Raw genomic sequence first — 22,073 nt, 5'->3', positions numbered from 1 at the left:
GGAAGGTGGTGAACCGTGTTCGACGTAAGTACCTACCTGCGGCGGATCGGCTGCGCCGGAGCCACCGGCGCCGACCTGGAAACGCTGCGGCAGCTGCAGAAGAGCCACCTGATGGCGATCCCGTACAGCAGCGTCGCCTACGGCCTTCGTGACGCGACCGACGTCGTCGACCTCGACGAGGACGCCGTCTTCGAGACCAGCATCGCCGGCGGCAAGGGCGGCGCCTGCTACCACCTGAACCGGCTGTTCCACCGGCTCCTGACCGAGCTGGGCTACGACGTCTCGCCGCTCGCGGGCAGCACCACCGAAGGCCGCGAGACCTTCGGGACCGACGTCGAGCACATGTTCAACCTGGTCACCCTGGACGGCGGCGAATGGCTCGTCGACGTCGGCTACCCCGGCCCGACCTACCTCGAGCCGCTGCCGGTCGGGCCCGGCGTGCGGACCCAGTACGGGAGCCAGTTCCGGCTGCAGGAAACGGAATCCGGGTACGCGCTGCAACGCCGGGGCGCGGTCACCCGCTGGAGCGGCGTCTACACCTTCACGACGCAGCCCCGCCAGTGGAGCGACTGGAAGGAACTGGAGGACAACTTCCGGGCCCTCGTGGGCGACACCACTCGCACCGACCTGCAGGAGGTCCTGTGCGGCCGGGCGTTCGGGAACGGCCAGGTGTTCCTGCGGCAGCGCCGGTACCTGACGGTCCGCGACGGCCGCGAGCAGGTGCGCACGATCACCGACGACGACGAGCACCGGGCGCTGATCGACCGCGTGCTGTCCGGCGAGCTCGGCTGAACCGGGAAGGGGAGACGATGACGGAAACGGACGGCCTGCTGGCGAAGTTCGCCGGCCTCTGCAGAGCCGCGTACGCGCACCACTACATCCCGTACCTCAATTTCTTCTACGGCGGCGAATACCTCCACCACGGCAGCGAGCCGGTGGCCCGGATCGCCGACCTGCCGTACCGGACGCTGCCGGAGCCGCGGGAGAAGGCACCGTGAGCACCACGATCCCGGTCCGGCTGGGCGAGCGGTCCTACGACGTGCTCGTCGGGCCCGGGGTGCGGAACTCGCTGCCCGAGGTCGTCCGGCGGCTCGGTGCCCGGCGGGCCGCGGTCGTCTCGGCCCGCCCGGCCGGCTGGGTGCCCGGCACCGGCGTCGAGACGCTGCTGCTGCCCGCCCGCGACGGCGAGCAGGACAAGCGGCTGTCCACAGTGGAGGAACTGTGCGGTGAGTTCGCGCGGTTCGGGCTGACCCGCTCCGACGTCGTCGTCTCCTGCGGTGGCGGCACGACCACGGACGTCGTCGGGCTCGCGGCCGCGCTGTACCACCGCGGCGTCGCCGTGGTCCACCTGCCCACGACGCTGCTGGCCCAGGTGGACGCCAGCGTCGGCGGGAAGACCGCGGTGAACCTGCCGGCGGGCAAGAACCTCGTCGGCGCGTACTGGCAGCCCAGCGCGGTCTTGTGCGACACGGACTACCTGACGACCCTGCCGCGCCGGGAGGTGCTGAACGGCCTCGGCGAGATCGCCCGCTGCCACTTCATCGGCGCGCCGGACCTGCGCGGGCGGACGGTGGCGGAACAGATCGCCGCCAGCGTCACCCTCAAGGCGGGCATCGTGGCGCGGGACGAGCGGGACACCGGGCTGCGGCACCTGCTCAACTACGGGCACACACTGGGGCACGCGCTGGAGATCGCGACGGACTTCGCCCTGCGGCACGGCGAGGCCGTGGCCATCGGCACGGTCTTCGCGGGCCGCCTGGCCGGCGCGCTGGGCCGCATCGATCAGTCCCGGGTGGAGGAACACCGGGCCGTCGTCCGCCACTACGGCCTGCCCACGGCGTTGCCCGAGGGCGTCGACCCGGCGGTCCTGATCCGGCAGATGCGCCGGGACAAGAAGGCGATCACCGGGCTCGCGTTCGTCCTGGACGGGCCCCGGGGCGCGGAGCTGGTGAACGACGTGCCGACGGACGTCGTCTCGCGCGTCCTCGGCGAAATGCCCCGCGAACGCCTGACGGACCTGGTCGCGGCGACCGATGCGGCACCGGCATGAGACGGCTGCTGCACGGACCCGCCGAGCCGGGCGGCCCGATCCACCGCCGTGCGGTGGACCGGGCCCTGGGCCGCCGGCTGGACGAGGCACTGGCCCGGCCCGCCGCGCAACAGCCGGAGTGGCCGGACCCCGCGCGGGCGGCCCGGGTGGCCGGGCTGCTGCACGACGCCGAGCCGGTCGTCGCGCCGGCCGAGACGGCCCGGCTGGCGGCCCGGCTCGCGTCGGTCGCCCGCGGCGAGGCGTTCCTGCTGCAGGGCGGGGACTGCGCGGAGACGTTCGACGGCAACACCGAGACCCACCTGCGCGCCAACCTGCGGCTGCTGGCGGAAATGGCGGACGTGCTGGCGGCGGCCGCGGGCCTGCCGGTGGTCAAGCTCGCCCGGATGGCCGGGCAGTACGCGAAGCCGCGGTCCAACACCGTCGACGCACTGGGGCTGCCGGTGTACCGCGGCGACATCATCAACGCCCCGGAACCCACGCTCGCCGCCCGCACCCCCGACCCCCGCCGGATGCTGCGCGCGCACGCCGGCGCGCTCGAGGCGATGGACCTGGTCCGCAAGTTCTGCGCGGACGACGTCCACGTCAGCCACGAAATGCTCCTGCTCGACTACGAACGAGCGGTGCTGTGGGCGGACGCGGCCGGTCCGGAACCCCGGTTGTCCAGCGGGCTGGCGCACTTCCTGTGGATCGGCGAGCGCACCCGCCAGCTCGACGGGGCCCACATCGCCTTCGCCGAGCTGCTGGCCAACCCGATCGGCCTCAAGCTCGGGCCGAGCGTGACACCCGAGGAGGCCGTCGAGTACGTGGAGCGCCTCGACCCGCACGGCACGCCGGGCCGGCTGACGCTGGTCAGCCGGATGGGCCACGACCTGGTCCGCGACGTCCTCCCGCCGATCGTGGAGAAGGTCGCCGCCTCCGGGCACGAGGTGATCTGGCAGTGCGATCCCATGCACGGCAACACCCACCGGTCGGGCAACGGGTTCAAGACCCGGCACTTCGACCACGTGCTCGACGAGCTCGCCGGCTTCTTCGAGGTGCACCGCGGCCTCGGCACCCACCCCGGCGGCATCCACGTCGAGGTGACCGGCGAAGACGTGACGGAGTGCCTCGGCGGTTCCCGGGGCGTCACCGAGGCCGACCTGCCCGCCCGCTACCGGACCGCGTGCGACCCCCGGCTCAACGCGGAGCAGTCGGTGCAGCTCGCCCACCTGGTCGCGGAACTGTTGTGCGGCAAGCGGGTGGAGGTCCGGTGATCAGCGGGACCACCCGGCTGTACGTCGTCCTGGGCGATCCCGTCACCCAGGTCCGGTCGCCCGGGCTGCTCAACCCGCTGTTCGCGCGGCTGGGCGTCGACGCGGTGCTCGTTCCGGTGCACGCGAAACCCGGCGACCTCGCCCGGGTCGTCGGCGGCCTGCAAAGCATCGGCAACCTCGACGGCATCTTCGTCACGGTGCCGCACAAGACGGCCGCCGCCGGGCTCGCCGGCCGCCGCAGCCCGACGGTGCAGATCACCGGCAGCGCCAACGCGCTGCGGCGGGAAGCGGACGGCAGCTGGTACGCGGAGAACTTCGACGGCCTCGGCTTCGTGGCCGGCCTCACGGGGGCGGGCCACGACCCCAAGGGCGAACGGGTCGCGCTCGTCGGCGCGGGCGGCGCGGGCAGCGCGATCGCGGCCGCCCTCCTGGACGCGGGGGTGGATCGGCTGGCGGTGTGCGACCCGGACACCGCGAAGCTGCACGCCCTCCGCGACCGCTTGGACGCCCACTGGCCGGGCCGGACCGCCACCTCGGCCGAACCGGACACCGACGGGGCCGCCCTCGTCGTGAACGCCACCCCGCTCGGGCTGCACCCGGGCGATCCGCTGCCGGTCCGGCCGCGGCTGCTGCCACCGGCCTGCGTGGTGGCCGACATCATCATGCAGCCCCGGGAAACGCGGCTGCTGCGCGAAGCGGCGGAACTCGGCCATCCCGTCCATTGCGGAATGCACATGCTCGACGGGCAACTGGACTCCTACCGGGCCTTTTTCGGGTGGCCGTGACCGCTGGCGACTACTACCAGGCCGGGGGATGTGGCCCGGCCGGGAGCCGCCATATTTTGGGAACCGGGCGATGATTCGGAGAAATATGGATGCGCGACAGCCTGCAGAACTCCCGCAGCCGGTCGAGTACGACGAAGCCGCGTGGAATGCACTGGTGAAACACCTGGAAAACGAGTTCGGCGACAGCGCTGCCGCCGAGCGCAAGCCCGCGGCCGGTACGAATGCGGCGGACCTCGTTCTGCAATGCCTGATGGACTCGTACCGCGCTTTGTTCGGCCTTTGGTGAAGAGGTTCGACCCATGGAGAATCGGAGAGACATGAACGCGCGACAGGCACCGGTGTTCCCCCAGTGGCCGCACTACGACGAGGCCGAGCGCGAAGGCCTGATCCGCGCCCTGGAGCAGGGTCTGTGGTGGCGGATGGGCGGCGACGAGGTCAACTCCTTCGAGCGCGAGTTCGCCGAGCACCACGGTGCCGAGCACGCGCTCGCGGTCACGAACGGCACGCACGCGCTCGAGCTCGCCCTCCAGTGCATGGACGTCGGGCCGGGCACCGAGGTCATCGTGCCGGCCTTCACCTTCATCTCCTCGTCCCAGGCGGCGCAACGGCTCGGCGCGGTCGCGGTCCCGGTCGACGTCGACCCGGACACCTACTGCATCGACGTCGCGGCCGCCGCCGACGCGATCACCCCGCGCACCAAGGTGATCATGCCGGTGCACATGGCCGGGCTGATGGCGGACATGGACGCGCTCGCGAAGCTGTCCGCCGACACCGGCGTGCAGATCCTGCAGGACGCCGCGCACGCGCACGGCGCGCGCTGGCAGGGCAAGCGCGTCGGCGAGCTGGGCACGGTCGCGACGTTCAGCTTCCAGAACGGCAAGCTGATGACCGCGGGCGAAGGCGGCGCCGTGCTCTTCCCGGAAAAGGAGATGCACGAGCGGGCGTTCCTGCGCCACAGCTGCGGCCGGCCGAAGAACGACACGCGCTACCTGCACCTGATCGCCGGCTCCAACATGCGGCTCAACGAGTTTTCGGCGTCCGTGCTGCGCGCGCAGCTGAGCCGCCTCGACGACCAGATCGCGCTGCGCGACGAGCGCTGGACCCTGCTGTCCCGACTGCTCTCCGGCATCGACGGCGTCGTCCCCCAGGGCGACGACCCGCGTGCCGACCGGAACTCGCACTACATGGCCATGTTCCGCATCCCGGGGATCACCGAGGAGCGGCGCAACGCGCTGGTCGGCCGGCTCGTCGAGGCGGGACTGCCCGCGTTCGCCGGCTTCCGCGCGATCTACCGCACCGACGCGTTCTGGGAGATCGGCGCGCCGGACGAGTCCCTCGACGCGGTCGCGAAGCGCTGCCCCAACACCGAAGCCATCAGCCAGGACTGCGTGTGGCTGCACCACCGCACCCTGCTGGCCGGGGAGGCCGAGATGCACGCGGCCGCCGAGATCATCGCCGACGCCGTGGCGTCTGCATGAGTGTCAAGGTCGCCCTGGTGGGGCTCGGCTGGGCCGGCCGGGAACTGTGGCTGCCGCTGTTGCGCGAGCACGCGGACTTCGAGGTGGTCGCCGCCGTCGACGCCGACCCGGCGTCGCGCGCGGCCTTCGCCAAGACGGCGGGCATCGCGGTGCACGCGGGCGTGGAAGCGCTCTCCGCACGGGAGATCGACCTGGCGGTCGTCGCGGTCCCGAACCACCTGCACGCCGAGGTCGCCGGCTCGCTGATGGCCACCGGGATCCCGGTCTTCCTGGAGAAACCGGTGTGCCTGACCTCGGCCGAGGTCGACGTCCTGGCGGCGGCCGAACGCAGCGGCGGGATGCTGCTGGCCGGCAGCGCCGCCCGGTACCGCGCCGACGTCGCGGCGCTGGCGCGGGTCGTGCCGGACCTCGGTGACATCCGGCACGTCGACCTCGCGTGGGTCCGGTCGCGCGGTGTCCCGCGGGCCACCTGGTTCACCCAGCGCGACAAGGCCGGCGGCGGGGTGCTGTTCGACCTCGGCTGGCACCTGCTCGACACGCTCGCCTACCTGCTCGGCCCCGGCCGGTTCACGCAGGTGACGGGCGCGACTTCGGACGACTTCGTCAACGTCGGCGCTTGGCGCGCGGCGTGGCGCAAGGACCTGCCGGGCGCCGATGCGGCCGACGTCGAGGACACCGCCCGCGGGTTCCTCGTCCGCGACGACGGCGTCTCGGTGTCCCTGCGGGCCAGCTGGGCCTCGCACGAGGCACGGGACGTCACCCTGATCCGCGTCGAAGGCAGCGCCGGCGTCGCGGAACTGCGGTGCACGTTCGGCTTCAGCCCCAACCGGCAGCCCGAACCTGAGCTGACGCTGACCAGCGAAGGCAGCACCACCCCCGTCCCCCTGCCCGCCGAGCCGATCGGCGCCGAGTACCGGCGGCAGCTCGACGGGCTCGCCGCGAAGCTGGCCGACCCCGGCAACCGCGGCGTCGCCGTCGCCGAGGCCCGGCCGATCGTCCGGATGATCGAAAACTTCTACGCCTCGGCCCGTTCGGCGCGCGACCCGCGCCCGGTGCCCGCGTACCAGTAGAGAGGGTGCTCCATGGCTTTCCCGATCGTCGACCGGCCCGGCACCGAGGCCGATCCCTCGGTGTCCGCCCGGCACGCGGTCATCTTCGACCTCGACGGGGTCGTCGTCGACAGCTTCGCGGTGATGAGTGAAGCCTTCGCCATCGCCTATGCCGAAGTCGTCGGCGACGGACCGGCGCCGTTCGAGGAGTACCGGCGCCACCTCGGCCGGTACTTCCCCGACATCATGCGGATCATGGACCTGCCGCTGGCGATGGAGGAACCGTTCGTCCGCGAGAGCTACCGCCTCGCCGACCAGGTGACGGTTTTCGACGGTGTCGTCGAACTGCTGCTGACGCTGCGCACCCGCGGGCTGCGGCTCGCCATCGCGACCGGCAAGAGCGGTCCGCGGGCGCGTTCGCTGCTCGACAGGCTCGGCCTGCTCCCGTTCTTCGCGCACGTGATCGGCTCGGACGAGGTCGCCCGGCCGAAGCCGGCCCCCGACATGGTGCTCAAGGCCCTGGACCTGCTGGACGTCCCGGCCGAGCGGGCCATCATGGTCGGCGACGCGCCGACCGACCTGGCCAGCGCACGAGACGCCGGCGTCGCTTCGGCCGCCGCGCTGTGGGCGCCCCCGGACGACGGCGGCGAGCTGCTCGCGGCCGGTCCGGACGTGGTGCTGGAGCGGCCGGCCGACCTGCTCGCCCTCTGCCCGGCGCTGTCGCTCCGCTGAGGCCGGTGGACCACTACCTCGGGATCGACGTCGGCGGCACGAAGGTCGCCTTCCGCGTCGAGACCGACGCCGGGCCGGTCGGCGAGACCGCGTTCGCGTGGGGGCCGCGGCACAGCGCCGCGGCGGACCTCGCCCAGCTCGCGGGGCACGTGGCCGAGCTGCGGACGCGGCTCGGCTCGCCGCTGCGGGCCGTGGGCGTGGCCATGCCCGGCACGGTCACGCCGGACGGCCGGGTCACCGCGTGGCCCAACCGTCCTGAATGGACCGGACTGGCCCTGGACGTTTCGCTGCAGGAGTTGTTCCCCGAGGCGGCGGTCGCCTGGGCGGACGACGGGGACCTCGGCGCGCTCGCCGAGGCACAGGCCGCGGGCTGCGACCACCTGCTCTACGTCGGGGTGGGCACCGGCATCGGCGGCGGCCTGGTGCTGCACGGCGAACCCTGCCCCGGGACGGCCCGCGGCTCGTTCGAGCTCGGCCACGTCGTCGTCGAACTGGACGGGCCGCCCTGTGTGTGCGGCCGTCGCGGCTGCCTGCAGGCCATCGCCTCCGGACCGGCCACTTTGGACCGTGCCACCCACCTGCGTGGAGCGCCGGTGACGTCCGACGACCTCCGCCAAGCCCTCGGTGACGAACAGCCGTGGGCCGTGAACGCGGTCCGCCGGACGGCCCGCGCCTTGGCCGCCGCGATCACCGGCGTGCAGGAGCTGGTGCACCCCGACCGCGTGGTGCTCGGCGGCGGTTTCGCGGCAGGCGTCCCCGAGCTCGTCGGCTGGGTTTCCGAACACCTCACCGAGTTCGCCCGGCCCGGTCAGCTGCCGCTGCCGGCGGAACCGGCCGCGCTGGGAGGCTTGTCGTCCCTGCGCGGCGCGGTGTCCCTGGCGCGCTTGATCTTGTCCTGAAACGCCGCGAAGAGGGCACTTTCACGTGAAAGTGCCCCCTTCACGGCGTTGCGCTACCAGGTGACCGGAAGCTTGATCATCCCCTGAACCGCCGCACCCGGCCGGAACGGGATTTCCGTCGCCGCGGTCGCCAGTTGCAGGTCGGGCAGGCGCTCGAACAGGGCCTCCAGGGCGATCTCCTGGATGATGCGGGCCAGGTTCTGGCCGAGGCACTGGTGGGCGCCGAACCCGAACGCGATGTGGTTGCGGGTGGGGCGGTGCCAGTCCAGGACGTCCGGGTCTTCGCGGACGTCCTCCTGGCGGTTGAGCACCGACGTCAGGAAGATGATGCCGTCGTCCTTGCGGATGGTGACGCCGCCGATCTCGATGTCCTCCGTGGCCACGCGGGTGATGCCGTCGGTGATGGAGGTGTAGCGCAGCAGCTCTTCGCCCGCCGCGCCCCACAGGGACGGGTCCGCGCGGAGCTCGGCGAGCCGCTCCGGGTTGTCCAGCAGCGTGAAGATGCCGAGCGAGAGCATGCTGGCCGTGGTTTCGAAGCCGGCGCCGAGGATGACCACCGTCAGGTCGACCAGGTCGGCGCGGGACACCTCGCCCTCGGGGGCCTCGACGAGGTCGCCGAACAGGCCCTCGTTCAGCTTGTGCCGGTTCTCGCCGGCCAGGGCGAGCAGGTACTCGCGGAGTTCCCCCATGGCGATCGCCGGGTTCTCGCCGGACAGCATCCGGGTCGTCCGCTGCTCGAAGTGGTCGTGGTCCTCGTACGGCACGCCCAGCAGGTGGCACATCACCATCGACGGCAGCGGCTGCGCGAAGTCGGTGACGAGGTCCGCGGGCGGGCCCTTCTCGACCAGCGTGTCGAGCACCCGCCCGGCGATCTCCCGGATGCGGGGGCGCAGGGCGTTGATCCGCCGGTGCGTGAAGCTGGGGATCAGCCGCCCGCGCTGCACCTTGTGCACCGGGTCGTCCACGCCGACCAGCGGCGGGGTGAGGCGGTTGCGGATCCGGCCGACCACCTCGGTCGTCGCGGGGAACGCCGGGTTCCGGCGGTCGGTGGACAGGCGGGCGTCGGCCAGCAGCCGGCGCGCCTCGGTGTGGCCGGTGACGCCCCAGACCACCCGGCCGTCGTACAGCTCCAGCCGGGAGATCGGGCCGCGCGCGGCCGCCGCCCGGTACCCCGCGGGCGGCTGGTACGGGCAGGTCCGGTCCTCGGGGAAGGCGGCGATCTCGGTCACGGGTTCCTCGGTGGCGGTCATGAGCCGTCCCTTCCGGGCGGGAAAGCGCGTGCAGCGTCGTCGTTTCGCGCCCACGTTAGGGAAGGGCTGCCGCGCCGAGCATCCTGCAAGCTGGTAGGCGTGGGCGCTATCAGATCGAGGGATGCCCGGGCGATCACAGGTGCCCTAGCGTCCCGGAGGTGACTGCTGACACTTACCTGAGGCACCCCCACGTCGCCGGTGACGCGCTCACGTTCGTGGCCGAGGACCGGGTGTGGCTGACGTCGGTGGCGGAGGCCCTCGCCGGGACCGCGACGGCGCGGTGCGTGGTCGAGGAGGGTGGTGAGGGCGGCGCGCGCGTCTCGCTGCCGCGGCTGAACCCCTCGGCGACGCGGATCGCGTGGACGTCGGTGACGGGGGGCAACACGGTCGCGTTGCGCGGTGGCTCGCGCGAGGTCTGGTACGCCGATCTCGACGGCGGCCGGCCACAGCAGCTGACGCACTGGGCCGACCGGAACACCGCGACCTGCGGCTGGCTCTCCGACACCGAAGTGCTGGCCCGGTCCGGCTACGGCCGCGCGGCCGACCGCCGCGCCTGGATGTTCGCCGTCCCCGTCGCGGGGCCGCCGCGCGAGGTGCCCTGCGGGCCCGCCGCGGAACTCGCGGTGCGCGGCGACGGCGCCCAGCTGGTCGGCACGATGACGGTGTTCGAGCCTGTCTACTGGAAGCGTTACCGCGGCGGCTGCGCCGGCAAGCTCTGGTATTCCCCGGACGGCAAGACCTTCGAGCCGGTGCTGCGGTCACTCGGCGGGAACCTGACCAACCCGGTGTGGGCCGGTTCGCGGATGGCGTTCCTTTCCGACCACGAGGGCGTCGGCGCGCTGTACTCCGCCGAGGTCGACGGTTCGGGCCTGCGCCGGCACGGCGACCTGGGCGAGTTCTACGCCCGCAACGCGACTTCCGACGGCGACACCGTCGTCTACGAGCAGTCCGGCCGCCTCTTCCTGCTGGCCCCGGGCGCCGGACAGCCGGTGGAGCTGCGGATCCGGCTGGCGGACGCGGGCCGGGGCCGGCTCGCGCGCACCTGGTCCGGGGCGACGGCGACGGGCGGGTTCGCGCTCGACCCGGCGGGCCGGCACCTGGTCGCCGAGGTGCGCGGCACGCTGCACCTGCTGCCGGCCGAGGGCGGCGAGCCCCGGCCGGTGTTCGACGTCCCGGGCGCGCGGGCGCGGCTGCCGGTCGTCACCGCGGACGCCGCGACCGTCGTCTGCGTCAGCGACCAGGGTGGCGAAGAGGGCATCGACGTCCTCGCCCAGGACGGTTCCCCGGCGCGCCGGCTGGCGCACGGGCAGCTGGGCCGGGTCCGGGAACTGCTCGTCTCGCCCGACGGCCGGACCGCCGCGGTCGCCACGGACGTCCGGCTGCTGACCGTGGACCTGGCCTCCGGCGCGCTGACCGAACTGGTCCGGACCGACGACGACCACGGCCCCTGCGCCGGTGCCGTCTTCTCTCCCGGCTCCGACCTGCTCGCCTGGGCGCAGCCGACGTCGTCCCGCAGTGGCGGCCGCAGCCGGATCCGGGTCGCCCGGCTGGCCGACGGCCACATCGCCGACGTCACGCGCGGCCGGTTCCAGGACGGCTCCCCGGCTTTCACCACGGACGGCCGCTATCTCGCCTTCCTCTCGGGCAGCACGCTCGACCCGACGGGCCCCAACCTCAACGGGCAGCTGCAGCAGTCCGGGTTCGTCCCGGGCGTGCGGCCGCACCTGGTGCCGCTCGACGCGCGGGCGGCGTCGCCGTTCGACGCGAGCTACGGCGGCCGCCTGGCGGAAGACGCGCCGGCGGGCGAGCTCGTCGAGGTGGACCTCGAGGGCCTGCCCGAGCGGGTCGTGCCCTTCCCGGTCGAGGCGGGCACCTACGAGTCGCTGGTGGCGATCGACGGCGGCGTGGCCTGGCTGGACCGGCCCACCCACGGCGTGCTCGGGGAAGCCACCCGGCACACGCCCGGACCGGCCCCGATGCCGCGGCTGGTGGGCTACCGGCTCGCGGACGCGAGCCGCCCGACGCTGCTGGAGAAGGCCCTCGGCCCCTGCTCGGTCGCCGCGGACGGCGGCCGGCTGGCGTACCGCGCCGGCGGGGCCGTCCACGTCAAACCGCTCGGCGACGACGGGGCCGAACACGTCGTCGACCTCGACGCGATCAAGATCGAGACGGACCCGGCCGCCGAGTGGGGCCAGATGTTCGACGAGTCCTGGCGGCTGATGCGGGACCGCTACTGGCGCGCCGACGTCGACGGCGTCGACTGGCCGTCGATCGGCGCCCGCTACCGGAAGGTGCTGGACCGGATCGGCTGCAGCCACGACCTGTTCGACGTGATCATGGAGATGCACGGCGAGCTGAGCGTCTCGCACGTCGGCGTCTTCTTCATCGGCGGCCAAGGCCGGCCCGCGCCGCCGCCCGGCTACCTCGGCGCGGACCTGGCCCCGACGGCCGAGGGCGGCTGGCGCATCGAACGGCTGCTGTCCGGCGACATCTCCTCGAGCATGCACCGCACCCCCCTGACCGGGCCCGGCATGACGGCCCGGCCCGGGGACGTCATCACCGCCGTGGACGGCGAGCCCGTCGACCCGGCGTACGGGCCGATGCCGCAGCTCGCCGGGAAAGCCGGCCGGGAGGTCAAGCTGACCCTGCGCCGGGACGACGCCGAGTTCCGCCTCGTCGTCGTGCCGACGCCGCACGAGCCGCGGCTGCGCCACCACGACCTGACCGTGCGCCGCCGCGCCCGGGTGGCCGCGCGGACCGGCGAGCGCGTCGGCTACCTGCGGATCATCGACATGGTGGCGGCCGGCTGGGCCGACCTCAACCGCGATCTGGGCGTGGAGCTCGACCGGACCGGGCTGATCCTGGACCTGCGGGGCAACCACGGCGGCGACCTGCACCCGCTGCTCGACCTGCTCACCCGGCGGGTCACCGGCTGGCACCAGCCGCGGTTCGCCCAGCCCTACACCTGGCCGTACGACACCGTTCGCGGCCCGGTCGTGGTGCTCGTCGACGAGTTCACCACCTGCGGCCCGGAAAACCTGGTCGTCTCGCTGCAGCTGCTGGGCGCCGCGACGCTCGTGGGCACCCGCACCCACGGCTCGATGACCGGCTCGATCCCGCCCGACCAGGCCCTCCTGGACGGTTCGCGGGTCTCCCAGCCGACGGTGTCGAAGTGGTGGGACGGGCCCGGCTGGCTCGACGGCCACGGCGTGCCGCCCGACGTCGAAGTGGAGATCACCCCCCAGGACTGGGTCGCGGACCGGGATCCGCAGCTGGAGACGGCGATCGACCTCGTCCTCGAAAGCCTGGACCGCGACGGCTACCCGGTGCCGCCGGAGGCCGGGCCGCCCACCCGCGGCCGGACGAAGGAGCGCTGATGGAGGTCATCGGCAGCGGCTTCCTCGCCGGCAACTTCGCGGCCCTCGCCGGCTCCCACCCGGGAGTCGTGCTCGCCGCGTTCGGCGTGTCGGTCGCTTCCGGGATCCCCGAAGCGGACTTCGCCCGGGAAGCCACGCGCCTGTACGAGCTGATCGACCGCTGCGAGCGGCGGCGAGAGAAACTCGTGTTCTTCTCCACCGCCTCCGCGGCCATGTACGCGGTGCCCGGGGAACCGGGCCGGGAGGACGGGCCGGTCTTCCCGTCGACCGCCTACGGGCGGCACAACCTGGCGCTGGAAGCGGTCCTCGCCGCCTCCCGCGCCGACTACCTCGCCCTCCGGCTGGCCCACGTCGTCGGCCCGGCGCAGCACGCCCGGATGCTGGTGCCCGCCCTGGTGCGGCAGATCGAGTCGGGCGCCGTCCGGCTCTACCGCGGCGCGCGGCGGGACCTCATCGACGTCGACGACCTGGTCGACGTCGTGGACCGGCTGCTCGCCACCGGCGCGAGCCGGACCGTCGTCAACGTCGCCACCGGAACGGCCACGCCCATCGAGCGGATCGTGGACCACCTCGAAGCCGGGCTCGGGATCCGGGCGGAGCGCGAGTACGTCAGCGAGGTGGCGAGCCAGCCGGTGTCGGCCGACCGGCTGCGCCGGCTCGTACCCGAGGCCGCCCGTCTCGGCGACGACGGCTACTGCCGCCGTGTGCTGGGCAAGTACTTCCGGGAGTACGCCGGCCGCGCGCCGGCCGCGACCGGCTGAGCACCCACCGTCGACACACAGGGACGTCCGTCATGACATTCGCCGTCGAAGCCAAGCGACCGCCCGGTGAGGCCCTCCTCGACGGGCTCGGCCTGCCGAGCGAACCCGGCCGGTTCTACACGCAGCTGGGCCGGACCGGCCTGCGGGTCAGCCGGCTCGCACTGGGCACCGTGAACTTCGGCGGCCGGGTCGAGGAGCTGGAGTCCCACCGGCTGATGGACCACGCGCTGGCGCGGGGCATCAACTTCGTGGACACCGCGAACATGTACGGCTGGCGTGTCCACAAGGGATACACCGAAGAGGTCATCGGGCGGTGGCTCGCGGCGAGCCCGTCGCGGCGCGACGACGTCGTCCTGGCCACCAAGGTCGGCAACGAAATGGGCCCCGGCCCCAACGAACGCGGCCTGTCCGCGCGGCACATCGTCGCCGCGTGCGAGGCGTCGCTGCGGCGGCTGGGCACCGACTGGATCGACCTCTACCAGATGCACCTCGCCGACCACACGAGCAGCTGGGACGAGGTGTGGCAGGCGATGGAACAGCTCGTCGGCCAGGGCAAGGTCCGGTACGTCGGCTCGTCCAACTTCGCCGGCTGGAACCTCGCGGCCGCGCAGGAAACGGCCCGGCAGCGGCACTTCCTCGGCGTGGTGTCCGAACAGTGCGGGTACAACCTGGTGACCCGGTTCCCGGAGCTGGAGGTGCTGCCCGCGGCGCAGGCGTACGGCATCGCGGTGTACGTCTGGTCGCCGCTGCACGGCGGCCTGCTCAGCGGTGTCCTGCGGAAACTGGCCGAAGGGACCGCGGTGAAGTCCGCGCAGGGCCGCGCGGTGCCCGCGCTGGAGGAGTGGCGCGACACCATCGCCGAATACGAACGGTTCTGCCGCGAAATCGGCCGCGAGCCGGCCGAGGCAGGCCTTTCCTGGGTGCTGTCCCGCCCCGGGGTCACCGGGGTGGTCATCGGCCCCCGCACCGAAGAACACGTCGACGGCGCGATCGACGCACTGGGCGCGCCCCTGTCCGAGGCGGAAACCGCCCGGCTGGACGCCCTGTTCCCGCCGGCCGGGCGGGGCGGACCCGCGCCGCAAGCCTGGATGTCGTCCTGACGCTGAGAGGAAAGCTGATGTCCGAACACAAGAACCCGCGGATCCTGCCGCACGAGTCGCCGGTGGAGAAGGAGGTCCGGGAGCGGCTCACCAAGCTGCTGACCGAGACGCCGATGCCGCCGGTCTACCTGATCGACAACCTCCCGGTGTACCTGCGCCGCCACCAGCTCGCGGACCTGCTGACGATGGACGCGCTCTACCGCGAGCTGGTCGACCTCCCCGGTGTGATCATGGAGTTCGGCGTCCTCCACGGCCGCCACCTGGCGACGCTCGCGGCCCTGCGCGGCATCCACGAGCCGTACAACTCCTTCCGCCGGATCATCGGGTTCGACACGTTCACCGGGTTCCCGGATCTGTCCGAAGTGGACGAGGTGAGCCCGAGCGCGGCGGTCGGCCGGTTCGCGGTCCCCGAGGACGAGGTCGACCACCTGCGCGAAGTCCTCGCGGCGCACGAGGCGGGCGACCCGGTGTCGCACGTCCAGCGCACGTTCGTCGTCCAGGGCGACGTCCGCGAAACGGTGCCCCAGTACCTGGCGGAGAACCCCGAGACGGTGATCGGGATGGCCTTCTTCGACCTCGACCTGTACGAGCCGACCCGCGACGTGTTCGAGGCGATCCGCCCGCACCTGACCAAGGGCAGCATCCTGGCGTTCGACGAGCTCGGCCACCCGCGCTGGCCCGGCGTCACCAAGGCGCTGCGCGAGACGCTCGGGCTGGAGAACCTGAAGCTGCGGCAGCTGCCGCACCGCGAGCAGCCGGTGATCTACGCCAAGTGGGGCGAATAGAAAGCGCTGGAGGGGCACTTTCACGTGAAAGTGCCCCTCCAGCGCTTCTTTCTCAGCGGGTCAACGCGACCCCGTGTACGTCCGGTTGACGTCCACCGCCGACACGCTCACATACCCGTCCAGCAACGCCTTCGTGTCACTCCCGGGCTCGAGCACCGGCGGCGGCGTCACCGCGTTGTACCCGATCTGGTAGGTCCCGTCGCCGTTCGGCGTGTACGCGATCCGGCCCTGCACCACGCGGCCCACCGTCGTCCAGCGCACCGGCGACGGTCCCGCGCCCGGCTGGACGTCCGGCTGGTTGACGTTCACCAGCGCCATGTCCTGCACGAACGTCCACGTCCGGGGCGAAGCGAGCAGCCGGACGGTGACGTCGGCGGCAGCCGCGTACGTGTCGTTCGACGGCGGGGGCGAGACCTGCGTCCCCGCGCTGACCGCCACCGCCGGGACGCCACGCTCGACCGCGACCGTGGCCGCGCCGATCGTGCCGGAGCCGTTGACCGCGATGTCCGTGTTGGGCCCCGAGTTGATGCCCGACACGACCAGGTCCGGGCCGCTCGTCCAGCCGAGGCGCTGCGGCAGCACGCCGGTCAGCGCGATGTCGACCGAATCCGCCGGCGTGACCGACGGGCTGTCCGCCACGCACGGGGCGGTGCCCTGGCAGACGCCCAGCACCAGTCCGTGCCCCGGCGCGTTCGCGCAGTCCGCGGCGAACTCGGCCGGCACGGCCAGGGGCGGAGCCACGGCAACGAAGGGCGCGCCCGACACGGCCCGGCTCTTGCCGCTCTGCTGCCCCCACGGCCCGACGATGGCGACGTCGGCCCCGGCCCGGCACAGCGCCTGGCGGAGCACGTAGATCCCGCGCCCGTCGGATCCGTTGGCCTTCGCGGCCTGCACGCCGTCGTCGTTGACCAGCACGACCTTCTTGCCGGTCAGCGAAACCCCGTCTTCGCGTGCGCTGGCCTGTGCGGGCACCGCGACCGCCGTGACCACCGCCGCGGCGACCGCGGCTCGCAGAACTTTGGACAGCATCGTCCTCCTCTTCCGATCAGTTGTGTTCGTGAACGAGCCATTCGATGCGCCGGACCACTTCGGACGGCAGCGGCAACGCGGCGATCTCCCGGGCCAGCCCGGCCGCGGCCGCGGCGTAGCGGGGATCGGAGATGATCTCCTGGCACTTCTCGGCGATCGCCTCGGTCGTGGCCTGCTCGTGCGTGAGCATCAGCGCGGCGCCCGCCTCGACGAGCCGGCGGGCCATGTCCATCTGGCGGAACTGGCCGGCGTCCGGGAGCAGCACCTGCGGCACGCCGAAGCTCAACGCCGTCATCATCGTGCTGCCGCCGCTCTGGTGCACCAGGACGTCGCAGGTGGGGGCGAGGATGTCGAGCGGGATCCAGCCCACCTCGACGTTCTTGTCGTCCAGCCGCTCCCGCAGGGTGGCCACGGCCTCCTCGGGCACCGCCACCGCCGCCTCGACGTCGAGCGTGGTGACGTTCTTGACGATGCCCTGGACGAAGTCGTACTGGTGGTAGTCCGCTACCCCGGTCCCGACGGTGATGCCGACCCGGGTGTCCGAGCCCTTGGTGTACATCCACGGTTCCAGGCGGCACTGCGAGTTGCCGGCGATCCACCGCATCATCTGGCCGTGCTTGGACCCCGGCTCCCGCAGGCTCGGCGGCACGACCTCGATCAGCAGGTCGGGCTCGGGCAGCGCGTCCAGCCCCAGGTCCGCCAGCTCTTTCTGCAGCTGGGCGGTCGCCCCGGCGTCGAACAGCTTCGGGTCGTGGATGTCCCACGCCTGCCGCACGTACGGGACGCCGAGCCGGGCGGCCAGCAGCGGCGCGCCGTAGGCCAGCATGCCGCCGATGACGACGTCCGGGCGCCAGCTTTCGCCGAACGCCACGAGGCTGTCCATCGGCAGGGTTTCGATCACCGCGAACAGCCGGCCCGCCCAGTGCTCCCGCTCGACGGCGTCGGCAGGCACCTCCGCCAGCCCGTGCTCGGCGCGGATCTGTTCCCGGGTCAGGTTCGGCTGCATGACCGGCACGGCGGGGAGCCCGGCCGCGGCGATGGCCGGGACGACGTCGTCGGCGGCCGCGGTCACCATCACCTGGTGCCCCGCGTCCCGCAGGGCCGTGGCGAGGGAAACGTGGGCGAAGAACGTCGACGGAGTGATCCCGGCGAGCACGATGACCTTCAAGTGTCCTCCTGGCTACGATCCGTCCTCAGTGGACGGTGGTGGTGTTCACCACAGCGTGTGCAGGCCCGTCAGCAGGCTGCGCGCCTCGACGTTGAAGTAGTTGCTGTACCGCACCAGGTTCGTGGCCTGCCGCGCGGTCATCCAGATGAAGTCCGGCGGCACCTCGACCGGGAAGTCCTCGCCCACCTCGACGACCACGTACCGGTTCTCCGCGTGGTGGAAGCGGCCGCCCTCCTCCGAGTGCACGACGTCGTGCTTGATCGCCTCGGGCGGGGCGTCCAGCACGTGCCGCAGGTACCGCGGCGGCTCGGCGCCCGCGTAGTTCTCCGGCGTGCAGTGTACGGTCGGGGCCATCTCGATGACGTCGAACGTGCCGGCCTGGGTGCGGGCCTGGACGAGCACGTGCAGCACGCCGCCGATCCGCTTGGCCAGGAAGGCGAGCAGCCCGCGGCCGACCGGCGCCAGCATCGGCTGCGTCCAGTGCGCCACCTCGCGGTTGCTCGCCTGGACGTCGACGCCGATCACCGAGAAGTACTTGCCTTCGTCGTGGCTGATGTACTTCTCCGCGGAGTGCCAGCCGCTGACCTGGTTGAGCGGGATCCGCTGCTGCTCCAGGCTGTGCTTGGTCTTGGCTTCGGTGAACCAGCTGAGCACCGACGGCAGCTCGTGCAGCGCGCCCTTGCGCTCGGCCAGCGAACGCAGGAGCGCGCCGCGGAACGAGTCCTCGTCGAGGATCGACGGCCGGTCGACCGGCGCGGCGAACGGGATGCCCGAGAGCACCGTCCGCGAGTCCATGTTGACCAGGTTGTCCACGTGCAGCAGCTCGTGCAGCTGCGCCAGCGTCAGCCAGCAGAAGTCCTCGAGCACCGGGATGTCGTCGGTGACCTCGATGACCATGTTGCGGTTGCGCTTGTGCAGGAACCACGCGCCCTGCTCGGACTGCAGCACGTCGACCAGCACCCGGCCGCGCCACGGGGCCGTGAAGTACTCCAGGTACGGGATGGGCTTGCCCTTGTGCACCCGGGTGTAGTTGCTGCGGGTCGCCTGCAGGGTGGGGGAGAGCTGGGTCAGGTTGACGTTGCCCGGCTCCATCTTGGCCTGCATCAGGCAGTGCAGGACGCCGTTGAACTCCTTGACGAGGATGCCGAGGATGCCGGTCTCCGGCTGCCGGATGATCGGCTGCGTCCAGTGCGGGCGTTCGCTGTGGTCGGTGTGCACCGCGAGGCCTTCGACGGCGAAGAACCGGCCGCTGTCGTGGACGAGGTTGCCGGTGTCGGACTGGAACCGCCAGCCGGCCAGCTCGCCGAACGGAACCTGCGTCACCTGGTAGCTGTTGGCCGCCTGGCGTTCGGCGAACCATTCGTGGAACGCCGGGGTCGGGACCACCACGCGGTCGTGCGTGTTGGCCGACTCGGTGAAGCGGCGCAGCAGGTCGTCGTCGGTCGTGGTCAGCAGCCCGGCAGTGGACATCGGCGCGCGCCCTCTTTCCTTCGACCGTGGGATCAAGCCGCTGTCGGCCCGCATGAGTCGTCCGTAGGCTAGGGCGGCCGTCTCCGGCCGGACATCCCCCGTTCTGATAGCAGCGCACGGTTGCGGAGAGCGAACGACCAGCCTGAGGGATTTCCCGCGCACCCGCCGCCGGAGTAGTAACTGTCTGGCCGAACAACGACCGCGCGAACCTAGGGAGACCGGTGTTCGAGACACACGAGCAGCACGTCTGGATGCGCGGGGAAGTGCCGCCCGCGAAGGTCCGGTACGACGAGGAAACGCGGATCCACCACGTGTACGGGTACGACGACGCGCTGGCGGTCATGATGGATCCGGCGACGTTCTCCAGCAATTCCCAGCGGCTGATGCCGACCAAGTTCAAGTTCGCGACGGAACTGACCGACGGGAACATGGTGCGGCTCGACCCGCCCGAACACACCCAGCTGCGCAGCATCGTCAACCGCGGGTTCACGCCGCGGATGATCGACAACCTCGATTCGCGGATCGAGTCGCTGACCCACGAACTGCTGGACGAAGCCGAAGACGGCGACCGGATGGACCTGGTGGAGGCGCTCGCCTACCCGCTGCCGGTGATCGTGATCGCCGAGATGCTCGGCGTGCCGGGGTCGGACCGGGTCTGGTTCAAGCAGCTCATGACCAAGCACCTCAACAGCGACAAGGACGCGCTGGAGGACGTGGCGGCCGCGATGGAACAGCGCGTCGCCGACATCAAGCAGCTGCGGGCGTACCTGGCCGAGCACACCGCCGAACGCCGGCGCACCCCGCGGGAGGACCTGCTCACCGCGCTGGTCCAGGCCGAGGTGGACGGTGACCGGCTCACCGACGCCCAGGTGGTCAACTTCGCCAACCTGCTGCTGATCGCCGGGCACGTCACCACCGCGTCGATGCTCGCCAACACCGTGCTGGCACTGGACATCAACCCGGTGCAGGCCAAACGGATCCGCGAGGACCGGGAGCTGGTGCCGGGCGCGATCGAAGAGTCGCTGCGGATGTACCCGCCGTTCCAGCGCATCATCCGGGCGACCATGGTGGACACCGAACTCAGCGGGCACAAGATCCCCAAGGACCGCTTGGTTTCGGTGTGGATCGGCGCGGCCAACCGCGAGGAACGCATCTTCGCCGACCCGCACACCTTCGACCCGACCCGCGACTACAAGCTGCACCTGTCCTGGGGCCACGGCGTGCACTTCTGCCTGGGCACACCGCTGAGCCGGCTCGAGGGCCGGATCGCGCAGAACATCCTGTTCGACCGCTACCCGGAACTGCGCACCGACCCCGAACGGCCCCCGGTTTCCCAGCCGTCGCCCGATTTCACCGGCCTGCAGTCCCTGCCGGTCATCCTTCGCTAGCCCGCCCGGGCCTATCAGGTTGGGGGATGTTCGCCGGGTGCCGTCTCCCTATGTTCGAAAACGGGCCTCGGCGCGTTCCGGCCCCGGGCCGGCGAATCGCCCGCATTCCGACTCGAGGAGAGGTTCATGACCAGCACCGCCGAGACTTCGGCCGAAAAGGTGGATCTGTTCGCCCCCGACGTGATCGCCGACCCGTGGGGCGCGCACGCCAAGGTGCGGGAGGCGCCGACCCTGCAGATCGGCGGGTTCATGGGCGGGCCGCCGATGTTCCTGGCCGCCCGCTACGAGCACGTGAAGAGCGTCCTCACCGACCCGCGGTTCCTCACCAACCCGCCCGAGGACGCGGACATCGAAGACATCCGCAACGGCGTGTTCCAGCACCTGGAGATGCCCGAGGAACTGATCCCCTGGCTGAAGAACCTCATCAACGCCTCCGACGGCGACGACCACGCCCGGCTGCGCAAGCTGGTGTCCTACGCGCTCACCAACCACCGGGTGAGCAAGTTCCGGCCCCGCGTCGAGGAAATCGCCGCGAAGCTGCTCGACGACCTGGCCGAGGCCACCAAGGACGGTTCGCCGATCGACCTCGTCCAGGCGTACTGCTACCCGCTGCCGATCCAGGTGATCTGCGAGCTGGTCGGCGTCGACGAAGAGGACCGCCCGATCTGGAAGACCTGGAGCGACGCGATGGCGACGCTCGACGGCAAGCGGCTGCCGGACGCGGTCCGCGCGGCACTGGCCGGGGCCCGGTCGCTCATCGCGCGCCGCCGTGCCGAGCCGAAGGACGACCTGGTCACCGCGCTCGTCCAGGCGCAGACGAAGAACCCGGAGATCGTCACCGACGACGAGCTGGTCGGGATCCTGTTCAGCCTGGTCACCGCCGGGCACCAGACGACGACGTACCTGATCGGCAACTCGGTGCTCGCCCTGCTGGAGCACTCCGACCAGCTCGCGCGGCTCAAGGCGGACCCGTCGATGTGGGCGCAGGCCGTCCGCGAGCTGCAGCGCCTCGGCCCGATCCAGTTCGGGCAGCCGCGCTTCGGCACCGAGGACATCGAGCTGGGCGGCGTGCTGATCCCGCGCGGGATGCCCGTCGTGCCGATGATCATGGGCGCGAACAGCGACCCGCGGAAGTTCCCCGAGCCGGAGAAGCTGATCGTCGACCGGCTGGGCGTCGGCAGCGAGAGCCACCTCGGTTTCGGCAAGGGCATCCACCGCTGCCTGGGCCAGCACGTCGCCTACCTGGAGGCGGAGGTCGCGCTGCGCGGCCTGTTCACCCGGTTCCCGGACCTGTCGCTGGCGGTGCCGCGCGAGGAGGTCCCGTGGATCCTGCGGCCCGGGTTCACCCGGACCAAGGACCTCCCGGTGCTGCTGGGCAAGCCGTCGTCCTGAAGCCGCTGCGGGTCGGGGGGGGGTTGTGGGGGGGGTGATCACCGCGAAAGGACAGACCCACCGCCCCCGCCCAGGTGTGGGGGCCCGGGGGGGGGGTGGCGGTCAAT

20 protein-coding genes are annotated in these 22,073 nt (G+C 72.1%); 16 read left to right on the top strand and 4 right to left on the bottom strand.

The genetic code is table 11. The features are described from left to right. Positions 1-15: 15 nt before the first annotated feature. From AB0M93_RS41050 to AB0M93_RS41005, 10 genes are all read left to right on the top strand, one after another. Positions 16-792: an arylamine N-acetyltransferase gene (locus AB0M93_RS41050; protein WP_364284881.1), complete on the top strand. Its 777-nt coding sequence runs from the start codon at positions 16-18 to the stop codon at positions 790-792. A 17-nt stretch (positions 793-809) separates the two neighbouring features. Then, entirely contained in the window at positions 810-998 is a 189-nt protein-coding gene (locus AB0M93_RS41045; RefSeq protein WP_364284879.1) for a hypothetical protein, read from the top strand. Further along, the gene (locus tag AB0M93_RS41040; RefSeq protein WP_364284877.1) at positions 995-2,050 is read left to right on the top strand and encodes a 3-dehydroquinate synthase family protein; all 1,056 of its coding nucleotides are present in this window, start codon (positions 995-997) and stop codon (positions 2,048-2,050) included. Before AB0M93_RS41045 ends, AB0M93_RS41040 begins: the two co-directional genes overlap by 4 nt. Further along, positions 2,047-3,303: a 3-deoxy-7-phosphoheptulonate synthase class II gene (locus AB0M93_RS41035; protein ID WP_364284875.1), complete on the top strand. Its 1,257-nt coding sequence runs from the start codon at positions 2,047-2,049 to the stop codon at positions 3,301-3,303. Before AB0M93_RS41040 ends, AB0M93_RS41035 begins: the two co-directional genes overlap by 4 nt. After that, positions 3,300-4,088 carry a shikimate dehydrogenase gene (locus tag AB0M93_RS41030; RefSeq protein WP_364284873.1) on the top strand — a complete coding sequence of 263 codons (789 nt, stop codon included), beginning with the start codon at positions 3,300-3,302 and terminating at the stop codon, positions 4,086-4,088. Before AB0M93_RS41035 ends, AB0M93_RS41030 begins: the two co-directional genes overlap by 4 nt. An 85-nt stretch (positions 4,089-4,173) precedes the next feature. Continuing rightward, on the top strand, positions 4,174-4,374 hold the full coding sequence (locus AB0M93_RS41025; RefSeq protein WP_364284871.1) for a hypothetical protein: 201 nt from the start codon (positions 4,174-4,176) through the stop codon (positions 4,372-4,374). 31 nt (positions 4,375-4,405) lie between these two features. Further along, positions 4,406-5,566 carry a 3-amino-5-hydroxybenzoate synthase gene (gene rifK, locus AB0M93_RS41020; RefSeq protein WP_364284869.1) on the top strand — a complete coding sequence of 387 codons (1,161 nt, stop codon included), beginning with the start codon at positions 4,406-4,408 and terminating at the stop codon, positions 5,564-5,566. After that, positions 5,563-6,636, top strand: coding sequence for a Gfo/Idh/MocA family oxidoreductase (locus AB0M93_RS41015; RefSeq protein ID WP_364284867.1), 1,074 nt, complete (start codon positions 5,563-5,565; stop codon positions 6,634-6,636). Before rifK ends, AB0M93_RS41015 begins: the two co-directional genes overlap by 4 nt. Before the next feature lie 12 nt (positions 6,637-6,648). Then, complete coding sequence (locus AB0M93_RS41010) at positions 6,649-7,347, top strand: HAD-IA family hydrolase (RefSeq protein WP_364284865.1); 699 nt, start codon at positions 6,649-6,651, stop codon at positions 7,345-7,347. A 5-nt stretch (positions 7,348-7,352) separates the two neighbouring features. Beyond that, positions 7,353-8,246, top strand: a complete 894-nt coding sequence (locus tag AB0M93_RS41005; RefSeq protein ID WP_364284863.1) for an ROK family protein — start codon at positions 7,353-7,355, stop codon at positions 8,244-8,246. 53 nt (positions 8,247-8,299) lie between these two features. On the opposite strand, the gene AB0M93_RS41000 is transcribed toward AB0M93_RS41005, so the two are convergent. After that, positions 8,300-9,496, bottom strand: a complete 1,197-nt coding sequence (locus AB0M93_RS41000) for a cytochrome P450 (protein WP_364284861.1) — start codon at positions 9,494-9,496, stop codon at positions 8,300-8,302. Positions 9,497-9,654: 158 nt separating this feature from the next. On the opposite strand from AB0M93_RS41000, the gene AB0M93_RS40995 reads away from it, so the two are divergent. The 4 genes from AB0M93_RS40995 to AB0M93_RS40980 are packed head-to-tail and all read left to right on the top strand — an operon-like array spanning position 9,655 to position 15,519. Further along, positions 9,655-12,873, top strand: coding sequence for a PDZ domain-containing protein (locus tag AB0M93_RS40995; protein ID WP_364284859.1), 3,219 nt, complete (start codon positions 9,655-9,657; stop codon positions 12,871-12,873). Then, complete coding sequence (locus AB0M93_RS40990; protein WP_364284857.1) at positions 12,873-13,634, top strand: NAD-dependent epimerase/dehydratase family protein; 762 nt, start codon at positions 12,873-12,875, stop codon at positions 13,632-13,634. Before AB0M93_RS40995 ends, AB0M93_RS40990 begins: the two co-directional genes overlap by 1 nt. A gap of 32 nt (positions 13,635-13,666) precedes the next feature. Next, complete coding sequence (locus AB0M93_RS40985; RefSeq protein ID WP_364284855.1) at positions 13,667-14,734, top strand: aldo/keto reductase; 1,068 nt, start codon at positions 13,667-13,669, stop codon at positions 14,732-14,734. 17 nt (positions 14,735-14,751) lie between these two features. Then, complete coding sequence (locus tag AB0M93_RS40980) at positions 14,752-15,519, top strand: class I SAM-dependent methyltransferase (protein ID WP_364284853.1); 768 nt, start codon at positions 14,752-14,754, stop codon at positions 15,517-15,519. Positions 15,520-15,579: 60 nt separating this feature from the next. Here the strand turns inward: AB0M93_RS40980 and AB0M93_RS40975 are convergent, their stop codons facing one another. From AB0M93_RS40975 to AB0M93_RS40965, 3 genes are read right to left on the bottom strand one after another with little or no spacing between them, the layout of a single operon-like run. Beyond that, the gene (locus AB0M93_RS40975) at positions 15,580-16,548 is read right to left on the bottom strand and encodes a 5'/3'-nucleotidase SurE (protein ID WP_364284851.1); all 969 of its coding nucleotides are present in this window, start codon (positions 16,546-16,548) and stop codon (positions 15,580-15,582) included. A gap of 16 nt (positions 16,549-16,564) precedes the next feature. After that, entirely contained in the window at positions 16,565-17,716 is a 1,152-nt protein-coding gene (locus tag AB0M93_RS40970) for a glycosyltransferase (RefSeq protein ID WP_364284849.1), read from the bottom strand. Between the two features lie 45 nt (positions 17,717-17,761). Further along, positions 17,762-19,186 carry an NDP-hexose 2,3-dehydratase family protein gene (locus tag AB0M93_RS40965; RefSeq protein ID WP_364284847.1) on the bottom strand — a complete coding sequence of 475 codons (1,425 nt, stop codon included), beginning with the start codon at positions 19,184-19,186 and terminating at the stop codon, positions 17,762-17,764. A 221-nt stretch (positions 19,187-19,407) separates the two neighbouring features. Between AB0M93_RS40965 and AB0M93_RS40960 the strand changes: the two genes are divergently transcribed. Together AB0M93_RS40960 and AB0M93_RS40955 are read left to right on the top strand one after the other, a co-directional pair. After that, on the top strand, positions 19,408-20,574 hold the full coding sequence (locus AB0M93_RS40960; RefSeq protein ID WP_364284845.1) for a cytochrome P450: 1,167 nt from the start codon (positions 19,408-19,410) through the stop codon (positions 20,572-20,574). A 126-nt stretch (positions 20,575-20,700) separates the two neighbouring features. Continuing rightward, entirely contained in the window at positions 20,701-21,966 is a 1,266-nt protein-coding gene (locus tag AB0M93_RS40955; RefSeq protein ID WP_364284843.1) for a cytochrome P450, read from the top strand. The last annotated feature ends 107 nt before the right edge of the window (positions 21,967-22,073 follow it).

Origin of the sequence: Amycolatopsis sp. NPDC051102, from assembly GCF_040682815.1 — a bacterium.
GTDB lineage: Bacteria > Actinomycetota > Actinomycetes > Mycobacteriales > Pseudonocardiaceae > Amycolatopsis.
Note: the sequence above shows the minus strand (reverse complement) of the source record. Positions and strands in the feature narration are given on the sequence as shown.

Excerpts from the sequence above, each read along its gene's own strand:
- AB0M93_RS41045 (WP_364284879.1), top strand. The coding sequence starts at position 810 with ATGACGGAAACGGACGGCCTGCTGGCGAAGTTCGCCGGCCTCTGCAGA.
- AB0M93_RS41035 (WP_364284875.1), top strand. The coding sequence starts at position 2,047 with ATGAGACGGCTGCTGCACGGACCCGCCGAGCCGGGCGGCCCGATCCAC.
- AB0M93_RS41025 (WP_364284871.1), top strand. The coding sequence starts at position 4,174 with ATGGATGCGCGACAGCCTGCAGAACTCCCGCAGCCGGTCGAGTACGAC.
- rifK (WP_364284869.1), top strand. The coding sequence starts at position 4,406 with ATGAACGCGCGACAGGCACCGGTGTTCCCCCAGTGGCCGCACTACGAC.
- AB0M93_RS41015 (WP_364284867.1), top strand. The coding sequence starts at position 5,563 with ATGAGTGTCAAGGTCGCCCTGGTGGGGCTCGGCTGGGCCGGCCGGGAA.
- AB0M93_RS41010 (WP_364284865.1), top strand. The coding sequence starts at position 6,649 with ATGGCTTTCCCGATCGTCGACCGGCCCGGCACCGAGGCCGATCCCTCG.
- AB0M93_RS41000 (WP_364284861.1), bottom strand. The coding sequence starts at position 9,496 with ATGACCGCCACCGAGGAACCCGTGACCGAGATCGCCGCCTTCCCCGAG.
- AB0M93_RS40990 (WP_364284857.1), top strand. The coding sequence starts at position 12,873 with ATGGAGGTCATCGGCAGCGGCTTCCTCGCCGGCAACTTCGCGGCCCTC.
- AB0M93_RS40985 (WP_364284855.1), top strand. The coding sequence starts at position 13,667 with ATGACATTCGCCGTCGAAGCCAAGCGACCGCCCGGTGAGGCCCTCCTC.
- AB0M93_RS40980 (WP_364284853.1), top strand. The coding sequence starts at position 14,752 with ATGTCCGAACACAAGAACCCGCGGATCCTGCCGCACGAGTCGCCGGTG.
- AB0M93_RS40975 (WP_364284851.1), bottom strand. The coding sequence starts at position 16,548 with ATGCTGTCCAAAGTTCTGCGAGCCGCGGTCGCCGCGGCGGTGGTCACG.
- AB0M93_RS40965 (WP_364284847.1), bottom strand. The coding sequence starts at position 19,186 with ATGTCCACTGCCGGGCTGCTGACCACGACCGACGACGACCTGCTGCGC.
- AB0M93_RS40955 (WP_364284843.1), top strand. The coding sequence starts at position 20,701 with ATGACCAGCACCGCCGAGACTTCGGCCGAAAAGGTGGATCTGTTCGCC.